This is a genomic window from Bradyrhizobium sp. AZCC 1719, assembly GCF_036924525.1.
Lineage (GTDB): Bacteria > Pseudomonadota > Alphaproteobacteria > Rhizobiales > Xanthobacteraceae > Bradyrhizobium.
The window spans coordinates 4278580-4294502 of record NZ_JAZHRU010000001.1; the positions used below are offsets into that span (position 1 = coordinate 4278580).

A 15923-nucleotide genomic window follows, 5' to 3' on the forward strand; every position below is an offset into this window, starting at 1 on the left:
CATGTCGTCCCTGCGAATGCAGGGACTCATGTGAATACGAAAAGCAGACGACTTGTAACCCAATCGGCGCCGCGGAGTATGGGTCCCCGCTTTCGCGGGGACGACGCCGGTGGATTCGATCAACCCCGTCCGACGAACGGCATCTTGGTCGCCATGACGGTCATGAACAGCACGTTGGCATCTAACGGCAGGCCGGCCATATAGGCCACCGCATCGCCGACCGCCTTCGCGTCCATGCGCGGCTCATGTTTCATCGTGCCATCGGGCTGCATCACACCGGGGCCGGCGACCATGCGGTCGGTCATGGGGGTTGCGGCATTGCCGATGTCGACCTGGCCGACTGCGATGTCGTACATGCGGCCGTCGAGGTTGGAAGCCTTGGTGAGGCCGGTGATCGCGTGCTTGGTCGAGGTATAGGCCGCCGAGAACGGCCGCGGCGCGTGCGCCGAGATCGAGCCGTTGTTGATGATGCGGCCGCCGCGCGGGGTCTGGTCCTTCATGATGCGGAAGGCATGCTGGGTGCACAGGAACGGGCCGGTGAGGTTGGTGTTCACCACCGCCTGCCACTGCTCGAGGCTGAGATCCTCGAAATTGACCGGCGGCGCGCCCATGCCGGCGTTGTTGAAGAGAACGTCGAGCCGGCCATAGGTGTCCTTGACCTTTTGAAACAGGGCCGCAATCGACTCGGGCTTGGTCATGTCAGCGGAAACGCACAGGCTCTTGCCGACATTGTCGCCGAGCTTCTTGGTTTCTTCCAGCATCTCCATGCGACGCCCGGCGAGCACCACGGTGAAGCCGGCATTCATCAGCGCCAGCGATGCCGCGCGTCCGACGCCGGTGCCGGCACCGGTTACGAGCGCGATCTTGTTGGTTGCGTCGGCCATTGTTTCCTCGCCTTCAGTTCTTGGTTTCTGTTTCGGATTTGTAGGGTGGTCTCGGAATATTCTGGTGTGCCGCCCGCAAGGCCGCCGACCAGCGCGAACGCAGATCGTGGAAATAGGGCTCGCCGGCCTCGATGCGGTGGTTGAGGTCGGCCTCGCAGGCATCTGCGCGCACCACCAGCACGTCGATCGGCAGGCCGACGCCGAGATTGGAGCGCATGGTCGAATCCATCGAGATCAGTCCGGTCTTCAGCGCCTCATACAGTTCGACGTCGTAATGCATCGCGCGGTCCAGCACCGGCTTGCCGTATTTGTGCTCGCCGATCTGCAGGTAAGGCGTGTCGGTGGTGCATTCGATGAAATTGCCGGCGGTGTAGACCATGAACAGCCGCATCCGCGAGCCCTTGATCTGGCCGCCGAACAGGAAGGAGACGTCGAAGGAGACATCTTCGGATCGCAGCGCCTCGCCTTCGGTGGCGTGCACGGCGCGGATGGCGCGGCCGATGCGTTGGGCGGCCTGGAACATGGTCGGCGCGTTGATCAGCGTTTCGAGCTCACCGGTGTGCGGATCTTCCATGCCCTCGGTGAGCGTCGACAGCACCGACTGGCTGATCGCCAGATTGCCGGCGCTGGCGACCGCCATGATGCGCTCGCCGGGTTTTGAGAAAATATGGAGCTTGCGGAAGGTCGAGACGTTGTCGAGGCCGGCATTGGTGCGCGTATCTGCGATCATGACGAGACCGTCCCGCACCAGAATTCCGCAGCAATAGGTCATTCCAAGTCCCCGAACGCATCCGTTTTTGGGCGGCCAAACTAGTAGCCAATTTCGAGGGGGCATCCAACCCCAATTCGATCCGGCTGATCCGCCCGCCGGCGGAAGTGGCAATCCGAAGGCACAAACCCAGATCGGGACGATGTCGCAGGCCCAAGCCCATGACTGAGGCTTGACTGAGGCTTGGCCGAGGCCTGCGCCGCCTCCAACTATCGAGCCTGCGAATATTGATTATGTCCGCGGCCTCCGGCACGCTGGCTCTCCCACAAGAACAAAAAGCATTGGGAGGCCATCATGCGCGCCAGCCGGCTGTCAGGCGAACTCACCATCTCTGTGGCGACGCTTTGCATCGCAGTGCTCACGGCGGTTCCCGCCGCAGCGCAGAAAAAGGGCGGCACGCTCAGGCTCTATCACAACGACAATCCGCCCTCGACCTCGCTGCACGAGGAAGCGACCATTGCCTCGGTGACGCCATTCGCCGCCGTCTTCAACAACCTCGTGGTGTTTGACCCCGCCAAGGTCCACGAAAGCATCGATACGGTCATTCCGGATCTCGCCGAAAGCTGGTCGTGGGATTCCGGCAATACGAAATTGACGTTCAAACTGCGGCAGGGCGTGAAATGGCACGACGGCCAGCCGTTCACGGCCAAGGACGTGCAATGCACCTGGCGGATGCTGATCGGCAAGGCCGAGACCCAGGACTTCAAGCGCAACCCGCGTAAAGTCTGGTACACGAAGCTGCAGGACGTCTCGATCAACGGCGATTATGAGGCGACCTTCGAGTTGAGCGAGCCGCAGCCGAGCTTGCCGGTGCTGCTGGCGAGTGCGTTTTCGCCGGTCTATCCCTGCCATGTACCGCAGCAGGTGATGCGCACCAAGCCGGTCGGCACCGGACCGTTCAAATTCGTTGAGTTCAGGCGCGGCGAACAGGTTCGCCTGGTGCGCAATCCCGACTACTGGAAGAAGGATCGTCCGTATCTCGACGAAATCACGTTCCGGATGATCGACAGCCGCGCCACGCGGATGCTGGCGTTTGCCACCGGCGATTACGACATCACGTTTCCTTCCGACGTCAGTGTTCCCCTGATGAAGGACGTGAAAGCGCGCGCGCCGCATGCGATCTGCGAAATGACCGCCACGGGAACGCAGATCAACCTGATGGTCAATCGGGCCAATCCGCCGTTCGACAGCCCGGATATCCGAAGGGCGATGTCGCTGGCGCTCGACCGCAAGCCGTTCAACACCATCCTGATGGAAGGCTTGGCGCGAATGGGCGGGGCGATGTTGGCCAAGCCAGAGGGCGAGTGGGGCATGCCGCCGGACATGGTGTCCTCGCTGACCGGCTACGGCCCCGATAGCGAGAAGAACATCGCCGAGGCGCAAGCGATCATGCAGAAGCTCGGCTATAGCGACGCCAAACCGCTGCAGATCAAGATCCAGACGAGGAATCTGCCGACCTATCGCGATCCCGCCGTGATCCTGATCGACCAGTTGAAGAAGATCCACATCACAGGCGAGCTCGACATTCTCGACACGCCGCGCTGGTACGCGCGGCTGGCGAAGAAGGATTATACGATCGGGCTGAACGTGACCGGCGTCAGCGTCGACGATCCCGACGGCAATATCGTCGAGAACTATTCCTGCAAATCGGAGCGCAACTATACCCAGTACTGCAATGCCGAGGTCGACAAGTTGCTGGCGGAGCAATCGCGCGAGCTCGACAAGGAAAAGCGCAGGAAGCTCGTCTGGGATATCGAGCGGCTATTGGTCGAGGACGCCGCGCGGCCGATCATCCTGCACTCCTCGGCCGGCAATTGCTGGCAGCCTTACGTGAAGAATTTCCGGCCGCACGATAATGGCCAGTACAATAATCTGCGGTTCGAGGAGGTGTGGTTGGATAAGTGACGGCCGAAAGGCCGTCATCCCGGGGCGCGCTTAGCGCGAACCCGGGATCTCGAGATTCCGGGTCTGGTGCTTGCGCACCATCCCGGAATGACATGCAAAATTCATGACTGCGACTGGCTTTGCCATTGCCCCGGCCGGCCGGCCTGTTCGACCTTGACCGCGACCGTCAGCGTCTCGGTGCCGCCGCCATAGCGGGTGCCGCGTACCGGGGCCGCGCCGAGATAGTCGAGCCCGATCGCGACGCGGGCGTGGGCGTCGGTGGTGCAGATGCCGTTGGCGGCGTCGAAGCCGACCCAGCCGAGATCGGGCACGTAGGCTTCCGCCCAGGCGTGGCCCGCCGGTTGGTGCACCATTCCGTCGGAGCGCAGGAAATGGCCGGAGACGAAGCGCGCCGGCACGCCGCCGGAGCGGGCGCAGGCGATGAAGATGTGCGCATAGTCCTGGCACACGCCGCGCTTGAGCGCGAAGGCTTCCGCCGCCGAGGTGCCTGAATTGGTCGGGTCCTCGTCGAACGTCATGTGCTCGTTGATCTGCACCATCAGCGCATGCAGGAAGCCGAGCACGTCCCCATCGGACTCCGATCGTAGCTCGCGGGCAAAGATCGCCATCGCCGGATTGACTTCGGTCAGCGCGGTCTGGCGCAGGAACAGGCTCGGCGGAAAGCGCTCGTCGGTGCCGCGCAGCACGCCGCCCGTGTCATGGGTCTCGATCAGGCCCTCGACATGGATGGTGAGGTCGGCGATCGGCCCGTGGGTGAGCACATGCGTGACGTTGCCGAACGCATCCTGGTGCATGTCGAGGCGAGAGTCGGTCGAGACATCGATCTGCCATTCGGCGACATATTGCCCGTCATGGCTGCCGGGCGTCATGCGCAGGATCTGGATCACGCCGGAGGCCGGGGGCTCGTAGCGATAGCTGGTGGAATGGGCAATTCGCAGGCGCATGGTGGACCGTTACTTTTCTGCGTCGTCATTCCGGGGCGCGAAGCGAACCCGGAATCTCGAGATTCCGGGTCTGGTCCTTCGGACCATCCCGGAATGACCGAGCATCTCAAATCAAATACTGCCTGGTGATGATCTCACCGAGCCGCGAATTGTCCGCGATGAACTCCTGGATGAATTCATGGACGCCGTGCTGGAAGATATCGTCCATGTGGCTGTGTTCAAGCCGGTTGCGGACGCCGCGGGCGTGGCGCTGGGCGGCGCCCTGGCGACCGTAGGCGACGCCGATCTGGTCGAGATTGCGGACGAGGTTGCTGTAGCAGCTCGCCAGCGAGCGTGGCAGCGTGTCGTTGAGGATCAGGAGGTCGGCGATCAGCCACGGCTTTAGCGTCTCGCGATAGACCCAGTGATAGGCGGTCAGCGCGGAGACCGAGCGCAGGATCGAGGTCCACTGGTAGTAGTCCAGGGGACCGCCGACGTGCTCCTCCTCGGGCAGCAGCACGTGATACTTCACGTCGAGAATGCGCGCGGTGTTGTCGGCGCGCTCCAGGTGCAGCCCGAGCCGCGAGAACCAGTAGGCGTCGTTGCGCAGCATGGTCCGGTAGGCCGAGCCGTCGAACCGTAGCGAGGTCTCCTGCACGAAGCGGAGAAACCGCGCCAGTTCCTCGCGGCTCGACGTGCCCTTGCCCCAGACCTCCTGCAATTCGATCCAGGCCGAGTTGATGGTGTCCCACATCTCCGATGTCAGCGCGGTTCGCACCGAGCGCGAATTGAGCCGGGCGGCCTCGATGCAGTTCTTGATCGAGGAGGGATTGGAAGGCGAGAACGCCAGATATTCGACGACGTTCTGCTCGGTGGCTTCCGCATAGGCCTCGTAGAAGCTTGCGCTGACCCCGGCCGTCAGCAGCGCCGATTCCCACTCATTGGTCTTGCCGATATAGGCGGCGGGAAGTGCTGTGACTCGCAAGGTCGCATCGATGGTGCGCGCGATATATTCGGCGCGCTCGACATAGCGGGCCAGCCAGTACAGGTTTTCGGCAGTGCGCGACAGCATACGAAAAATTCGCTCTCTATTCGTCCAGTATCCAGGTGTCCTTGGTGCCGCCGCCCTGGCTTGAATTGACCACCAAGGAGCCTTCCTTCAGCGCCACCCGCGTCAGTCCGCCCGGCACGATGGTGACGTGATTGCTGCCGGTCAGCACGAACGGGCGCAAATCCACATGGCGCGGGGCGAGGCCGGAGGCGGTGCAGGTCGGGCAGGTCGAGAGCGCCAGCGTCGGCTGAGCGATAAAACCCTCCGGCTCGCGCTTGAGCTTGTCGCGGAACGCCTCGATCGTCGCTTTGGTCGCGGCCGGGCCGATCAGCATGCCGTAGCCGCCGGAGCCGTGGACTTCCTTGACCACCAGCTCGCTCAAATTGTCGAGCACATAGGCGAGGTCCTTCGGCTCGCGGCAGCGCCAGGTCGGCACGTTCTTCAGGATCGGCTCCTCGCCGAGATAGAACTTCACGATCTCCGGCATGTAGGAATAGATCGCCTTGTCGTCGGCGATCCCCGTTCCGACCGCGTTGGCCAGCGTGATATTGCCGGCCGCATAGGCCGACATCAGCCCGGGCACGCCGAGCGCCGAATCCGGCCGGAAGGTGAGGGGGTCGAGGAAATCGTCGTCGACGCGACGGTAGATCACGTCGACGCGTTTCAGCCCCTCGGTGGTGCGCATGAACACCTCGTCGTTCTTGACGATGAGGTCGCGGCCTTCGACCAGCTCGATGCCGAGCTTGTCGGCGAGGAAAGAGTGTTCGTAATAGGCGGAATTGTAAACGCCCGGCGTCATCAGCGCGACCGTCGGCTCGGCCGAGGCGGAGAGCGGCGCCACCGAGCGCAGCGCCGACAGCAATTCGTCCGGGTATCGCTCCACAGGTGCTACGCGGTGGCGGGCGAACAGGTCCGGAAACAGCCGCATCATGATTTCGCGGTTTTCCAACATATAGGAGACGCCCGAGGGCGTCCGCGCGTTATCCTCCAGCACGATGAAATTGTCGGCGTCGACCCGGACGATATCGATCCCGGCGATGTGGACATAGACATCGTGCGGCACGCTCTGGCCGTTCATCTCGGGGCGGAAGACCGGGTTTTGGAAAATCAGGTCGTCGGGAATGATGTTGGCGCGCAGGATGTCGCGGCCGTGATAGATGTCACGCAGGAACATGTTGAGCGCGCGCACCCGCTGCTTCAGGCCCTTCTCCAAAACGGCCCATTCCTTCGCCGACATGATTCGCGGGATCACGTCGAAGGGGATAAGCCGCTCCTGGGCCTCCGCATCGCCATAAACCGCAAAGGTGATGCCGATCCGGCGGAACAACAGTTCCGCCTCCTGACGGCGATATTCCAGGGCATCCGGAGGCGTCTCCTTCAGCCAGCGGGAGAGCTCCCGATAGGCCGGGCGGAGGTCGCCGCCGGGTCCGTTCATTTCATCGAAGGCAACTGCCATAAAACCTGACTATCTCTCGAAGCCATGCGGCACGGTGCATGAGTTCACGGGATGGTAGCAAGGCTCGGGCCAGCGCGATATGCATTGGCTTGCGGCATTTCGTGTGGGTAGCCGGCCGCGCTGCCCTAAAAAAGGGCTGCCGGGTGCTTATTTCGGCAGCAAACCCCCGTGACTTCAATGCGTTGCTTGCGCAAAGTACGGGGCAGGTGGGGAGAAGTCATGAGCGAGATCGTCACGGCGGGTATTCTGGTCATCGGCGACGAGATCTTGTCCGGCCGTACCAAGGACAAGAACATCGGTTTCATCGCCGAATACCTGACCAATATCGGGATCGACCTCAAGGAGGTCCGCATCGTCGCCGACGACGAGACCGACATTGTCGACGCCCTTAATGCACTGCGGAATCGCTACAGCTACGTCTTCACCACCGGCGGCATCGGGCCGACCCATGACGACATCACCGCCGACAGCGTCGCCAAGGCCTTCGGTGTCGGGATCGGGCATCATCCGGAGGTGGTGGCGCGCTTCCGCGAGCGCTGGAGCGAGCAGGATCTGAACGAGGCCCGGCTGCGCATGGCGCGTGTGCCCGACGGCGCCGAACTGATCCAGAGCGCGACCATCCTGGCGCCCGGTTTCAAGCTCGGCAACGTAATAGTGATGGCCGGCATCCCCTCGATCATGCAGGCGATGATGGACATCGTCGCGCCCAAGCTGAAATCGGGGGTGCGGATGCTGTCGGACTCGGTCCGCGCCAATGCGCGCGAAGGCGACATCGGCGGGCCGTTGCGGGAGATTGCCATTGCCCATCCCGACACCATCATCGGCAGCTATCCGTTCATGGACGAGGACAAGAGGCCGAACACCAACCTCGTCGTTCGCTCGCGCGATCCCGACAAGCTCAACGCCGCGATGGCCGCGGTGAAGGAGATGCTGGCGGCATTGAACGTCACCACCCGGTAGCCGACAGGCCAGGACAAGACGAAGCGACAAGACGAAGCGACAAGGCGAAGCAGCGTGGCAGACAACAATTATGAACTGAGCGCCGAGGCGAAAGCCGGCCGGCCCTTTCCGGTGTCCTGGGATCAGTTTCACCGGGATTGCCGGGCGCTGACCTGGCGGCTCAACGAGGTCGGGCCGTTTCACGCCGTGATCGCGATCACCCGCGGCGGCCTGGTACCGGCTGCGATCGTGGCCCGCGAGCTGGGCTTGCGTGTGATCGATACGGTCTGTGTGGCCAGCTACGACCACGACAAGCAGGGCGATCTGCAGGTGCTCAAGGGCGTTTCGCCCGATGTCGCCAAACTTGGCGGCGGCACCGGCAAGGGGCTGTTGATCGTCGACGACCTCGTCGATACCGGCACCACCGGCCGCCTGGTGCGCCAGTTGCTCCCCGATGCACATTTCGCCACCGTCTACGCCAAGCCGAAAGGCAAGCCGCTGGTCGATACTTTCATCACCGAAGTATCGCAGGATACCTGGATCCATTTTCCCTGGGACACCGCGCTGTCGTTCCAGCCGCCGATCCGTCCGTGAGGTGTTCGTCATTCCGGGGCGATGCGAAGCATCGAACCCGGAATCTCGAGATTCCGGGTTCGCGTCTTCGACGCGCCCCGGAATGACAGCGACGGATAGTTGGGCTTGCCCATGCCCCTGCAAAACCGCGTCACCCCCACCGGCGAGATCATCGCCACCCCGCATCGCGGTATGTTCACCGGCAACCGCGGCATCATCCACGACCCCGCGACCAAGACTTTATTGAAGAAGCGCTGGTCGAGCCCGGCCTGGATCACCTGCGTCTGCGAGTTCAAAGGCTGGCGGCGGCCCGTGATGGGCCGGCGGAGCTGGACCGAGCTGTTCTTTCTCGACGAGGCGACCGCCTTCGCCGCCGGGCACCGCCCATGCTTCTTCTGCCGCCGCGACGACGCCAACCGCTTTCGTAGCTGCTGGGAAACGGGCAATGGTGCGAAGAACATTCGGGCGCCGGAGATCGATGCAGTGCTGCATGGTGAGCGGCTGGAGCGCGGCAAGAAGCGGCTGCATCCGCCGCCAGTGCCGGTGGCGCAGTTGCCTGACGGCGCGATGGTGCAGCGGGGCGCCGAGAGTTTTCTGGTCCTGCAGGGCCGGGCGCTGCGATGGTCGATGGCTGGATACAGCAGGGCAGAGGAAGCAATCGACAACGCGCTGCTGTTAACACCGCCGTCAACGGTGCACGCGCTTAATGCCGGATATCGGCCGGTGCTCCATCCAAGCGTACAGTGCGTTCCCTCCCCCCTTGCGGGGGAGGGCTAGGGAGAGGGGTAAACCGCAGCGGCGGTGCGTGTGGCTTACCCCTCTCTCCAACTCTCCCCCGCAAGGGGGGAGAGGGCTCAGTGTGCCGTGTGTTGACCACTGCGGATCAAAACTCCTAACCCAACTTCTCCCTCGCCAGCTTGGCGCCCGCGCCGAGCGCCGCGAGCTTCGCTTCCGCAATATCCCGCCGCATCGGCGCCATGCCGCAATTGGTGGTCGCGACGATGTTGCTAAGCGGCACGAATTTCGCGACCGCCTCGATCACCTGAACGACGTCTTCCGCGGTCTCCACCGTGTCGCTGGCGACGTCGATCACGCCGGCCTGGATGACCTTGCCGGGAAGCAGCGCCAGCAAATCCAGCGGTACTTTCGAATTGCGGCACTCGATCGCGACCTGCTGGATCGGGCTTTTCGCGATCGCCGGGAAAATATCCTCGTACTGCCGCCACTCGCTGCCCAGAGTCTCTTTCCAGTCGGTGTTGGCCTTGATGCCATAGCCGTAGCAGATGTGAACGGCGGTGGTGCAGGTCAGGCCTTCGGCCGCGCGCTCCAGCGCTCTTATGCCCCAGTCGGAGACCTCGTCCATGAAGACGTTGAAGGCGGGCTCGTCGAACTGGATCACGTCGACGCCATCCGCCTGCAGCGCCTTGGCCTCGTTGTTGAGCAGTTCGGCAAAGGCGAACGCCATCTTGACCTTGTCGCCGTAATACCGGTCGGCCACGGTGTCGGCGATGGTCATCGGACCGGGCAGGGTGAACTTCAGTTTGCGCGTGGTATGGGTGCGGGCGACGCGCGCCTCGTCCGCATGGACACGCCCCTTGAGCGTCAGCGGTGCTGTCACCTGCGGCACCATCGCCTTGTAGCGGTCCTTGCGGATGCCCATTTCGACCTTGTGGGCGAAATCAATGCCCTCGACCTTCTCGAGAAAACCGTGGACGAAGTGCTGGCGGGCCTGCTCGCCTTCGGTGACGATATCGATGCCGGCATCCTCCTGCAGCTTCACCGCCAGCATGGTGGCGTCGCGCTTGGCGCGGGCGAGCTCGTCACCCTTTGATTTCCAGGGTGCCCACAGCGTATTGGGCTCGGCCAGCCATTCCGGCTTTGGCAAGGAGCCTGCGATCGTGGTTGGAAACAACATGGGAGCCTCCCGGTCGGTTCTGATTGAGCGTCTGTCTGCCATGTCTTATGGTCAAGGTACAGAACAACAAAAGTCGCCATTGCCTGGAAAATCTCGATCATACTGGAGAGGAACTGGGGCTTTCGGTAGGCCGCAAGGCAGCCGCCGCGGAAGAGAGGCCCCTCCAGTGCCATCATCCTTCGAGACGCGCGTTCCGCGCTCCCCAGGGTGAGGCTCGAGAGCCAACAAAAGGAAACCCCATGCTCGAATTCTTCTTCGATTGCTCCAGCCCCTGGACCTATCTCGCCTTTCATAACATCCAGCCGCTCGCCAGGGAGCTCGGCGTCGAGATCACCTGGCGACCGATCCTGGTCGGCGGCATCTTCAACACCGTCAACCCGAGCGTCTATGCGCAGCGCGAGACGCCGGTGCCCTTGAAGGCGCGCTACATGAAGAAGGATCTCGCCGACTGGGCGCGGTCCGCGGGGCTTGCGATCAAGATGCCGCCGACGGTGTTTCCGGTGAATAGCGTCAAGGCGATGCGCGGCTGCATCTGGGTTGCACAGGAATCTGGCGAACGCATGGTGCCGTTCGCGCGCGCCGTGTTCGAGGCCTATTGGGGCGACGACAAGGACATCTCAAAGGATTCAGTGCTGTCGGAGATCTGCGAGAGCGTCGACGTCGATCCCGTCAAATTCTTCGAGTGTATCGGCCAGCAGGCGATCAAGGATCAGCTCAAGGTCAACACGGACGAGGTGATGGCGCGCGGCGGATTCGGTTCGCCGACGATCTTCGTCGGCAAGACCGACATGTATTTCGGCAACGACCGGATGCCGCTGATCCGCGAGGCGCTGGAGCGCCTGAAAGCGCGGGCGGCCTGATGCCGAAGGCCGTCGTCTGCCGCGAACTCGGCCCGCCAGAGAGCTTGCGTCTGGAAACATTTGCCTCCGCGCCGCTGGCACTCGGGCAGGCGCGCGTCGCCATTCGCGCCGCCGGGATTAATTTCCCGGATATTTTGATGGCGGCGGGCGAATATCAGCTCAAGCCGCCACTGCCGTTCACGCCGGGCGTCGAAGCCGCGGGGGATATCGTCGAGATCAACGGCGCTAAGGGCGTCGCGGTGGGCGACAGGGTGATCGTGAAGATGCGGCACGGTGCTTATTCCGATGAAGCGATCGCCACACCCTCGCAACTCGTGCCGCTGCCATCGACGTTCGACTACGCCGAAGGCGCGACGTTCCTGGCCGGCCATGGTACTGCCTATCACGCGCTGATCGATCGCGGCCGGCTTCAACCGGGCGAAGTACTGCTGGTGCACGGCGCCGGCGGCGGCGTTGGCCTTGCCGCCGTCGAAATCGGCAAGATGCTCGGCGCCACCGTGATTGCGACCGCGTCAAGCGACGAGAAACTTGCGATCGCCAAGGCGAGGGGCGCCGATCATCTGGTGCGCTACGACCAGGAGCCGTTCCGCGATGCCGTCAAGCGCATCACCGACGGGCAGGGCGCCGACGTGGTGTTCGATCCCGTCGGCGGCGAGGTGTTCGAGAACTCGATGCGCTGCATCAACTGGGGCGCGCGGCTATTGGTCATAGGCTTTACCGGCGGCATCGGGCTTGCCAAGACCAACCTGTTGATGATCAAGGGCGCCAGCGTGCTCGGCGTCCGTGCCGGCGAAGCAGTGCGGCGAAATCCCGCGCTTGGCGAGATCAGGATCAAGGCGCTGACGGAATGGGCGGAGGCCGGAAAAATCCGCCCCAACGTTTCGCACCGGCTGCCGCTGGAGGAGTATGCGAAAGCGATGCGGCTGTTGATCGACCGCAAGGCGATCGGCAGGGTGGCGCTCACCATGGGATGACAACGGAAGTTTCCTCACCGCGCTTCGGCATATCGTAAGCACGTCCGTACGATCTGACCGCAGGCTGCATCCTGTGCGTTGCCGATATCGGTCGCACCGGCATACTGTACTTGCGCGACCTTGCCAGCGACGAAGCGGAGCTGAACGCGACAGTAGCCTGTTGGAGGCTGGCCGCCGATGTTCAGCCCGGGCGGGATTGTGACAGTGGGCGGCAGTACCCCGCCGGGAGGACTGGTCGCGTGCTCATACATCCAGATTTCGCCACGGCCATCCTTTGTCGTGCCCGTGGGCAGACCGGCACACATGCGGATCGCCGATTGGTCGAGACCAACGAGGCTTTCCCGGCCTCGCCGTGCCCATTCGGCCTCCCGATCGGCACAGCCGGCGAGGACGAGGGGTGCCAAAATGAGCATCCGCAGGCGAAAGCGCATCGATATCGGTCCGGTAGTTGGATTGGATGACAATATCGCAGCGCGATGTCGCAATTGCAGCGGGACGGGAGCGCGGCTCCATGCTCAATGAACATGGATCAAAAAGCGACGTGCGACGTTAATTTGCCCGCCGCCGACCGACCGACTTAGCGTAGAGCGCCTCGGCTAAATCTCGCGAAAACTGCCGGTTCGAACAAACGCAATCGTCTGCTCGATCGCAACGCGATTGCGCACCAGCCAGGGATGCGACGCACCGATCACGATGTGACCTGTCATGCCGTCGAGCCTGGTATTCGCCACCGACACCCGTCCGTCATGCGGCTTCGGCAAGAATGCCGAGGCGATCGGATAGATCGAGCGGTTTCCGGCGATGATGCCGACGGGATAATCGACCGGCGGAAACAGGGCTTCGATGGCGGAGTCGCGCTGGGTGCCGAGTTGCTGTCCTGCCGGTCCGAAGAAGGCGCGGTAGGGTCCGAAATTCTTCAGGCGGTCGGCGATCTCGCTGCCGCTGTTCGGCGTGCCGATCATTACAACACGGCCCAGACGTTGCGGCCGGTGTCTGGCGATGTAGACGCGAGCCAGCAGTCCACCCATGGAATGGCACACGAAATGGACGGAACCGGCAACGCCATCGGCAAAGCGCTGGATGGAAGGATGGATGTCCTCCGCCAGCGCGTCCAGCGCCCTTCGGCGGCTCGCATAATCCAGGTTAAGCGCCGTCAGCCCGGCAGCCTCGATTGCCGTCTGCATTCTTCGAAACGATCGCGCCGTCCTGCTGATGCCATGCAGCAGGATGACGCCGTCTCGCGTCGCGTCGGCCGAAGCCGGCCGGTCGCTCACTTATACTCCCGCTCCGTCCACCACGGGAAATAGTCGGGCATGTCGCTCGACACCTTGTTCTTGAACTCTGCCGGGCGTTTTTCCAAGAACGACACCACGCCTTCCTTGACGTCTTCCGAGCGGCCGCGGGCGTAGATGCCGCGGCTGTCGACCTTGTGGGCTTCCATCGGATCGTCGGCGCCCAGCATCCGCCACATCATCTGGCGGATCAGCGCCACCGAGACCGGCGCGGTCTTGGCGGCGAATTCCTTGGCAAGTGCGCGTGCGGTCGGCAATAGATCGTCCGGCGGCACCACCTTGCTGACGAGGCGGCCGGCGAGCGCTTCCTGCGCCGGGAACACGCGGCCCGAATAGCACCATTCCAGCGCCTGCGAGATGCCGACGATGCGCGGCAGGAACCAGCTTGAGGCCGCCTCCGGCACGATGCCGCGTTGGGAGAACACGAAGCCGAAGCGCGCGGCCTCTGAGGCGATGCGAATGTCCATCGCGAGCTGCATGGTGACGCCGATGCCGACCGCTGGCCCGTTCACGGCCGCGATCACCGGCTTCAGGCACTTGAATATCCGCAGCGTCACCTGGCCGCCGCCATCGCGCACCATGGGATCGCTGTAATCGACCGCGCCGCTCGCGAGCCGCGTCACCGGGCCACGCCGTGCGTCGCGGTCGAACGTATTGGCGCCGGAAGAAAGATCGGCGCCGGCGCAGAAGCCGCGGCCCGCGCCGGTCACGATGATGGCGCGGACATTGTCGTCCTTGTCGGCGGCGTCGAACGCGTCAATCAGTTCCTGCTGCATCGTGCCGTTGAAGGCGTTGAGCTTGTCGGGCCGGTTCAGCGTGATGGTGAGAATCTGATCGTCGACCTCGTACGTGATGGTCTCGTACGCCATTGGGTGTTCCCTCTGCTGTTCTGCATTTTTGATTGTTACGTCGTCATTCCGGGTTCGTCGCTACGCGCCGCCCCGGAATGACGATGACAATTACTTCGGCGGCGACGGCCACGGCCGCTGCGCACCGCGCAGGCCCTCGAACGCCTTGGCCATGCCGAGCACGCCGAGATCGTCGAAGCGGCGGCCGATGATCTGCACGCCGATCGGAAATCCCCTGGCGTCGTATCCGCCATTGATCGAGAGCGCCGGGTTTTCCGCCATATTCCACGGCACGGTATAGCAGATGTGCTCGAACGGCCTGTCGGGATCGTTGATGGGAGCAGCGAACTCGGCCGGGAAGTTCACCACCGGCGACACCGGGGAGATCACGTAGTCGAGCTCGTGGAACAGCTTTGCTGCCGCGGCGCGGATCGCCATGGTGGCGTTAAAACCTCTGACGACGTCGACACCGGAGAGCCTTGCGCCGGCCTCTGCCCATTTGTGGATGTAAGGCAGCGTCTTGCCGCGCTCCTCGGGCGAAAGCTTTGAGAGATCGTCCCACAACCGGGCCCGCCAGAAATTATCGAGCCCGTCGACCATCTCGCGCGTCAGGATGCCATTGACTTCGGTGACGATCGCGCCGGCGGATTCGAACGCCTTGGCGGCGTTGACTGCTACGTCACGCACTTCCTGCTCAAGCGGCTGGCCAGTGCCGGCGTCGAGCATCAGGCCGATGCGCAGCTTGCGCGGCGACTTGTCGAGCGTCTTCCAGTGAATGCTGCTGTCAGCCGGCAGACTCATGCCGTCGCGGCGGTCCGGCTTCGCCAGCACGCACATCATCAGCGCGGCGTCGTCGACGGTGCGGGTCATGGGACCTGCGACCCGGCCGACATAGGGTGGATCGATCGGAACGCGCCCGAGGCTAGGCTTCAGCGCGACGAGACCGCACCAACAGGCCGGCAGCCGCACCGAGCCGCCAATGTCGGTGCCCAGATGCAGCGGGCCATAGCCGGCCGCGCCTGCCGCGCCAGCGCCGGCAGACGACCCACCGGGATTCTTGCTGAGATCCCAGGGGTTGCGGGTGAGGGGATGGAAGCTGGAGAGGCCCGACGACAGCATGCCGTAGTCCGGCATCGTCGTTTTGGAGAAGATGATCGCGCCGGCTTCGCGCAGCCGTGCGGCGGGCGGCGCGTCCTTTTCTGCCGGTACCAGCTTCACGCTGGCCGCGCCCAGCGGTATCGGCTGGCCTTTGGTAGCGATATTGTCCTTGATCGTTACCGGCACGCCGTCGAGCGTGCTTACAGGTTCACCCTTCTGCCAGCGGTCGCTCGACGCTTTCGCGACCGCGCGCGCGCCGTCGGGATCGAACAAATAGAGCGCCTTGATGTGCGGCTCCCAGGCCGCGACATGCTCGATCACTTCCTCCAGCACTTCCGAGGGCGAGAACTGCTTGGCGCGATAGCCGGCGATCAGGTCGGTGGCGGAGAGGTCATGCAGCGAGGTGACCTCTTCCTCGGGGGCTGGTTTATGCATG

Annotated in this window: 16 protein-coding genes; 6 read left to right on the forward strand and 10 right to left on the reverse strand. The window is 63.4% G+C overall.

The window, feature by feature from the left end; genetic code table 11:
- Positions 1-119 precede the first annotated feature (119 nt).
- Positions 120-884 (reverse strand): SDR family oxidoreductase, encoded by a 765-nt coding sequence (locus tag V1292_RS20040; protein ID WP_334374423.1) that lies wholly within the window; start codon positions 882-884, stop codon positions 120-122.
- Between the two features lie 13 nt (positions 885-897).
- Positions 898-1656: a proteasome-type protease gene (locus V1292_RS20045; protein ID WP_028349888.1), complete on the reverse strand. Its 759-nt coding sequence runs from the start codon at positions 1654-1656 to the stop codon at positions 898-900.
- 291 nt (positions 1657-1947) lie between these two features.
- Here V1292_RS20045 and V1292_RS20050 point away from each other — a divergent pair, with 291 nt between their 5' ends.
- The gene (locus V1292_RS20050) at positions 1948-3558 is read left to right on the forward strand and encodes an ABC transporter substrate-binding protein (protein ID WP_334374424.1); all 1611 of its coding nucleotides are present in this window, start codon (positions 1948-1950) and stop codon (positions 3556-3558) included.
- 101 nt (positions 3559-3659) lie between these two features.
- Here V1292_RS20050 and V1292_RS20055 read toward each other — a convergent pair whose 3' ends face one another.
- The 3 genes from V1292_RS20055 to V1292_RS20065 all read right to left on the reverse strand — a co-directional run bounded on the left by V1292_RS20055 (position 3660) and on the right by V1292_RS20065 (position 6988).
- Complete coding sequence (locus tag V1292_RS20055) at positions 3660-4502, reverse strand: transglutaminase family protein (protein ID WP_334374425.1); 843 nt, start codon at positions 4500-4502, stop codon at positions 3660-3662.
- Positions 4503-4608: 106 nt separating this feature from the next.
- Positions 4609-5553: an alpha-E domain-containing protein gene (locus tag V1292_RS20060; protein ID WP_334374426.1), complete on the reverse strand. Its 945-nt coding sequence runs from the start codon at positions 5551-5553 to the stop codon at positions 4609-4611.
- A gap of 16 nt (positions 5554-5569) precedes the next feature.
- Positions 5570-6988, reverse strand: coding sequence for a circularly permuted type 2 ATP-grasp protein (locus tag V1292_RS20065; RefSeq protein ID WP_334374427.1), 1419 nt, complete (start codon positions 6986-6988; stop codon positions 5570-5572).
- Between the two features lie 219 nt (positions 6989-7207).
- Here V1292_RS20065 and V1292_RS20070 point away from each other — a divergent pair, with 219 nt between their 5' ends.
- The 3 genes from V1292_RS20070 to V1292_RS20080 all read left to right on the forward strand — a co-directional run bounded on the left by V1292_RS20070 (position 7208) and on the right by V1292_RS20080 (position 9277).
- Positions 7208-7948, forward strand: a complete 741-nt coding sequence (locus tag V1292_RS20070; RefSeq protein WP_334374428.1) for a competence/damage-inducible protein A — start codon at positions 7208-7210, stop codon at positions 7946-7948.
- Positions 7949-8023: 75 nt separating this feature from the next.
- Positions 8024-8521 (forward strand): xanthine phosphoribosyltransferase, encoded by a 498-nt coding sequence (gpt, locus tag V1292_RS20075; protein WP_334377102.1) that lies wholly within the window; start codon positions 8024-8026, stop codon positions 8519-8521.
- A 111-nt stretch (positions 8522-8632) separates the two neighbouring features.
- On the forward strand, positions 8633-9277 hold the full coding sequence (locus V1292_RS20080) for a hypothetical protein (protein WP_334374429.1): 645 nt from the start codon (positions 8633-8635) through the stop codon (positions 9275-9277).
- A 115-nt stretch (positions 9278-9392) separates the two neighbouring features.
- Here the strand turns inward: V1292_RS20080 and V1292_RS20085 are convergent, their stop codons facing one another.
- Positions 9393-10415 (reverse strand): methionine synthase, encoded by a 1023-nt coding sequence (locus tag V1292_RS20085; protein ID WP_334374430.1) that lies wholly within the window; start codon positions 10413-10415, stop codon positions 9393-9395.
- Between the two features lie 239 nt (positions 10416-10654).
- On the opposite strand from V1292_RS20085, the gene V1292_RS20090 reads away from it, so the two are divergent.
- Both V1292_RS20090 and V1292_RS20095 read left to right on the forward strand, forming a co-directional pair.
- On the forward strand, positions 10655-11275 hold the full coding sequence (locus V1292_RS20090; RefSeq protein ID WP_334374431.1) for a 2-hydroxychromene-2-carboxylate isomerase: 621 nt from the start codon (positions 10655-10657) through the stop codon (positions 11273-11275).
- On the forward strand, positions 11275-12249 hold the full coding sequence (locus V1292_RS20095) for an NADPH:quinone oxidoreductase family protein (RefSeq protein WP_334374432.1): 975 nt from the start codon (positions 11275-11277) through the stop codon (positions 12247-12249). Before V1292_RS20090 ends, V1292_RS20095 begins: the two co-directional genes overlap by 1 nt.
- A gap of 14 nt (positions 12250-12263) precedes the next feature.
- On the opposite strand, the gene V1292_RS20100 is transcribed toward V1292_RS20095, so the two are convergent.
- The 4 genes from V1292_RS20100 to V1292_RS20115 all read right to left on the reverse strand — a co-directional run bounded on the left by V1292_RS20100 (position 12264) and on the right by V1292_RS20115 (position 15922).
- On the reverse strand, positions 12264-12680 hold the full coding sequence (locus V1292_RS20100) for a hypothetical protein (RefSeq protein WP_334374433.1): 417 nt from the start codon (positions 12678-12680) through the stop codon (positions 12264-12266).
- A 165-nt stretch (positions 12681-12845) separates the two neighbouring features.
- Positions 12846-13523 carry an esterase/lipase family protein gene (locus V1292_RS20105; protein WP_334374435.1) on the reverse strand — a complete coding sequence of 226 codons (678 nt, stop codon included), beginning with the start codon at positions 13521-13523 and terminating at the stop codon, positions 12846-12848.
- A complete protein-coding gene (locus V1292_RS20110) occupies positions 13520-14410 on the reverse strand; it encodes a crotonase/enoyl-CoA hydratase family protein (RefSeq protein ID WP_334374436.1) in 891 nt (296 codons plus the stop codon). The genes V1292_RS20105 and V1292_RS20110 overlap by 4 nt, the downstream gene beginning before the upstream one ends.
- Before the next feature lie 90 nt (positions 14411-14500).
- Positions 14501-15922, reverse strand: a complete 1422-nt coding sequence (locus V1292_RS20115; protein ID WP_334374437.1) for an amidase — start codon at positions 15920-15922, stop codon at positions 14501-14503.
- Position 15923: the final 1 nt, after the last annotated feature.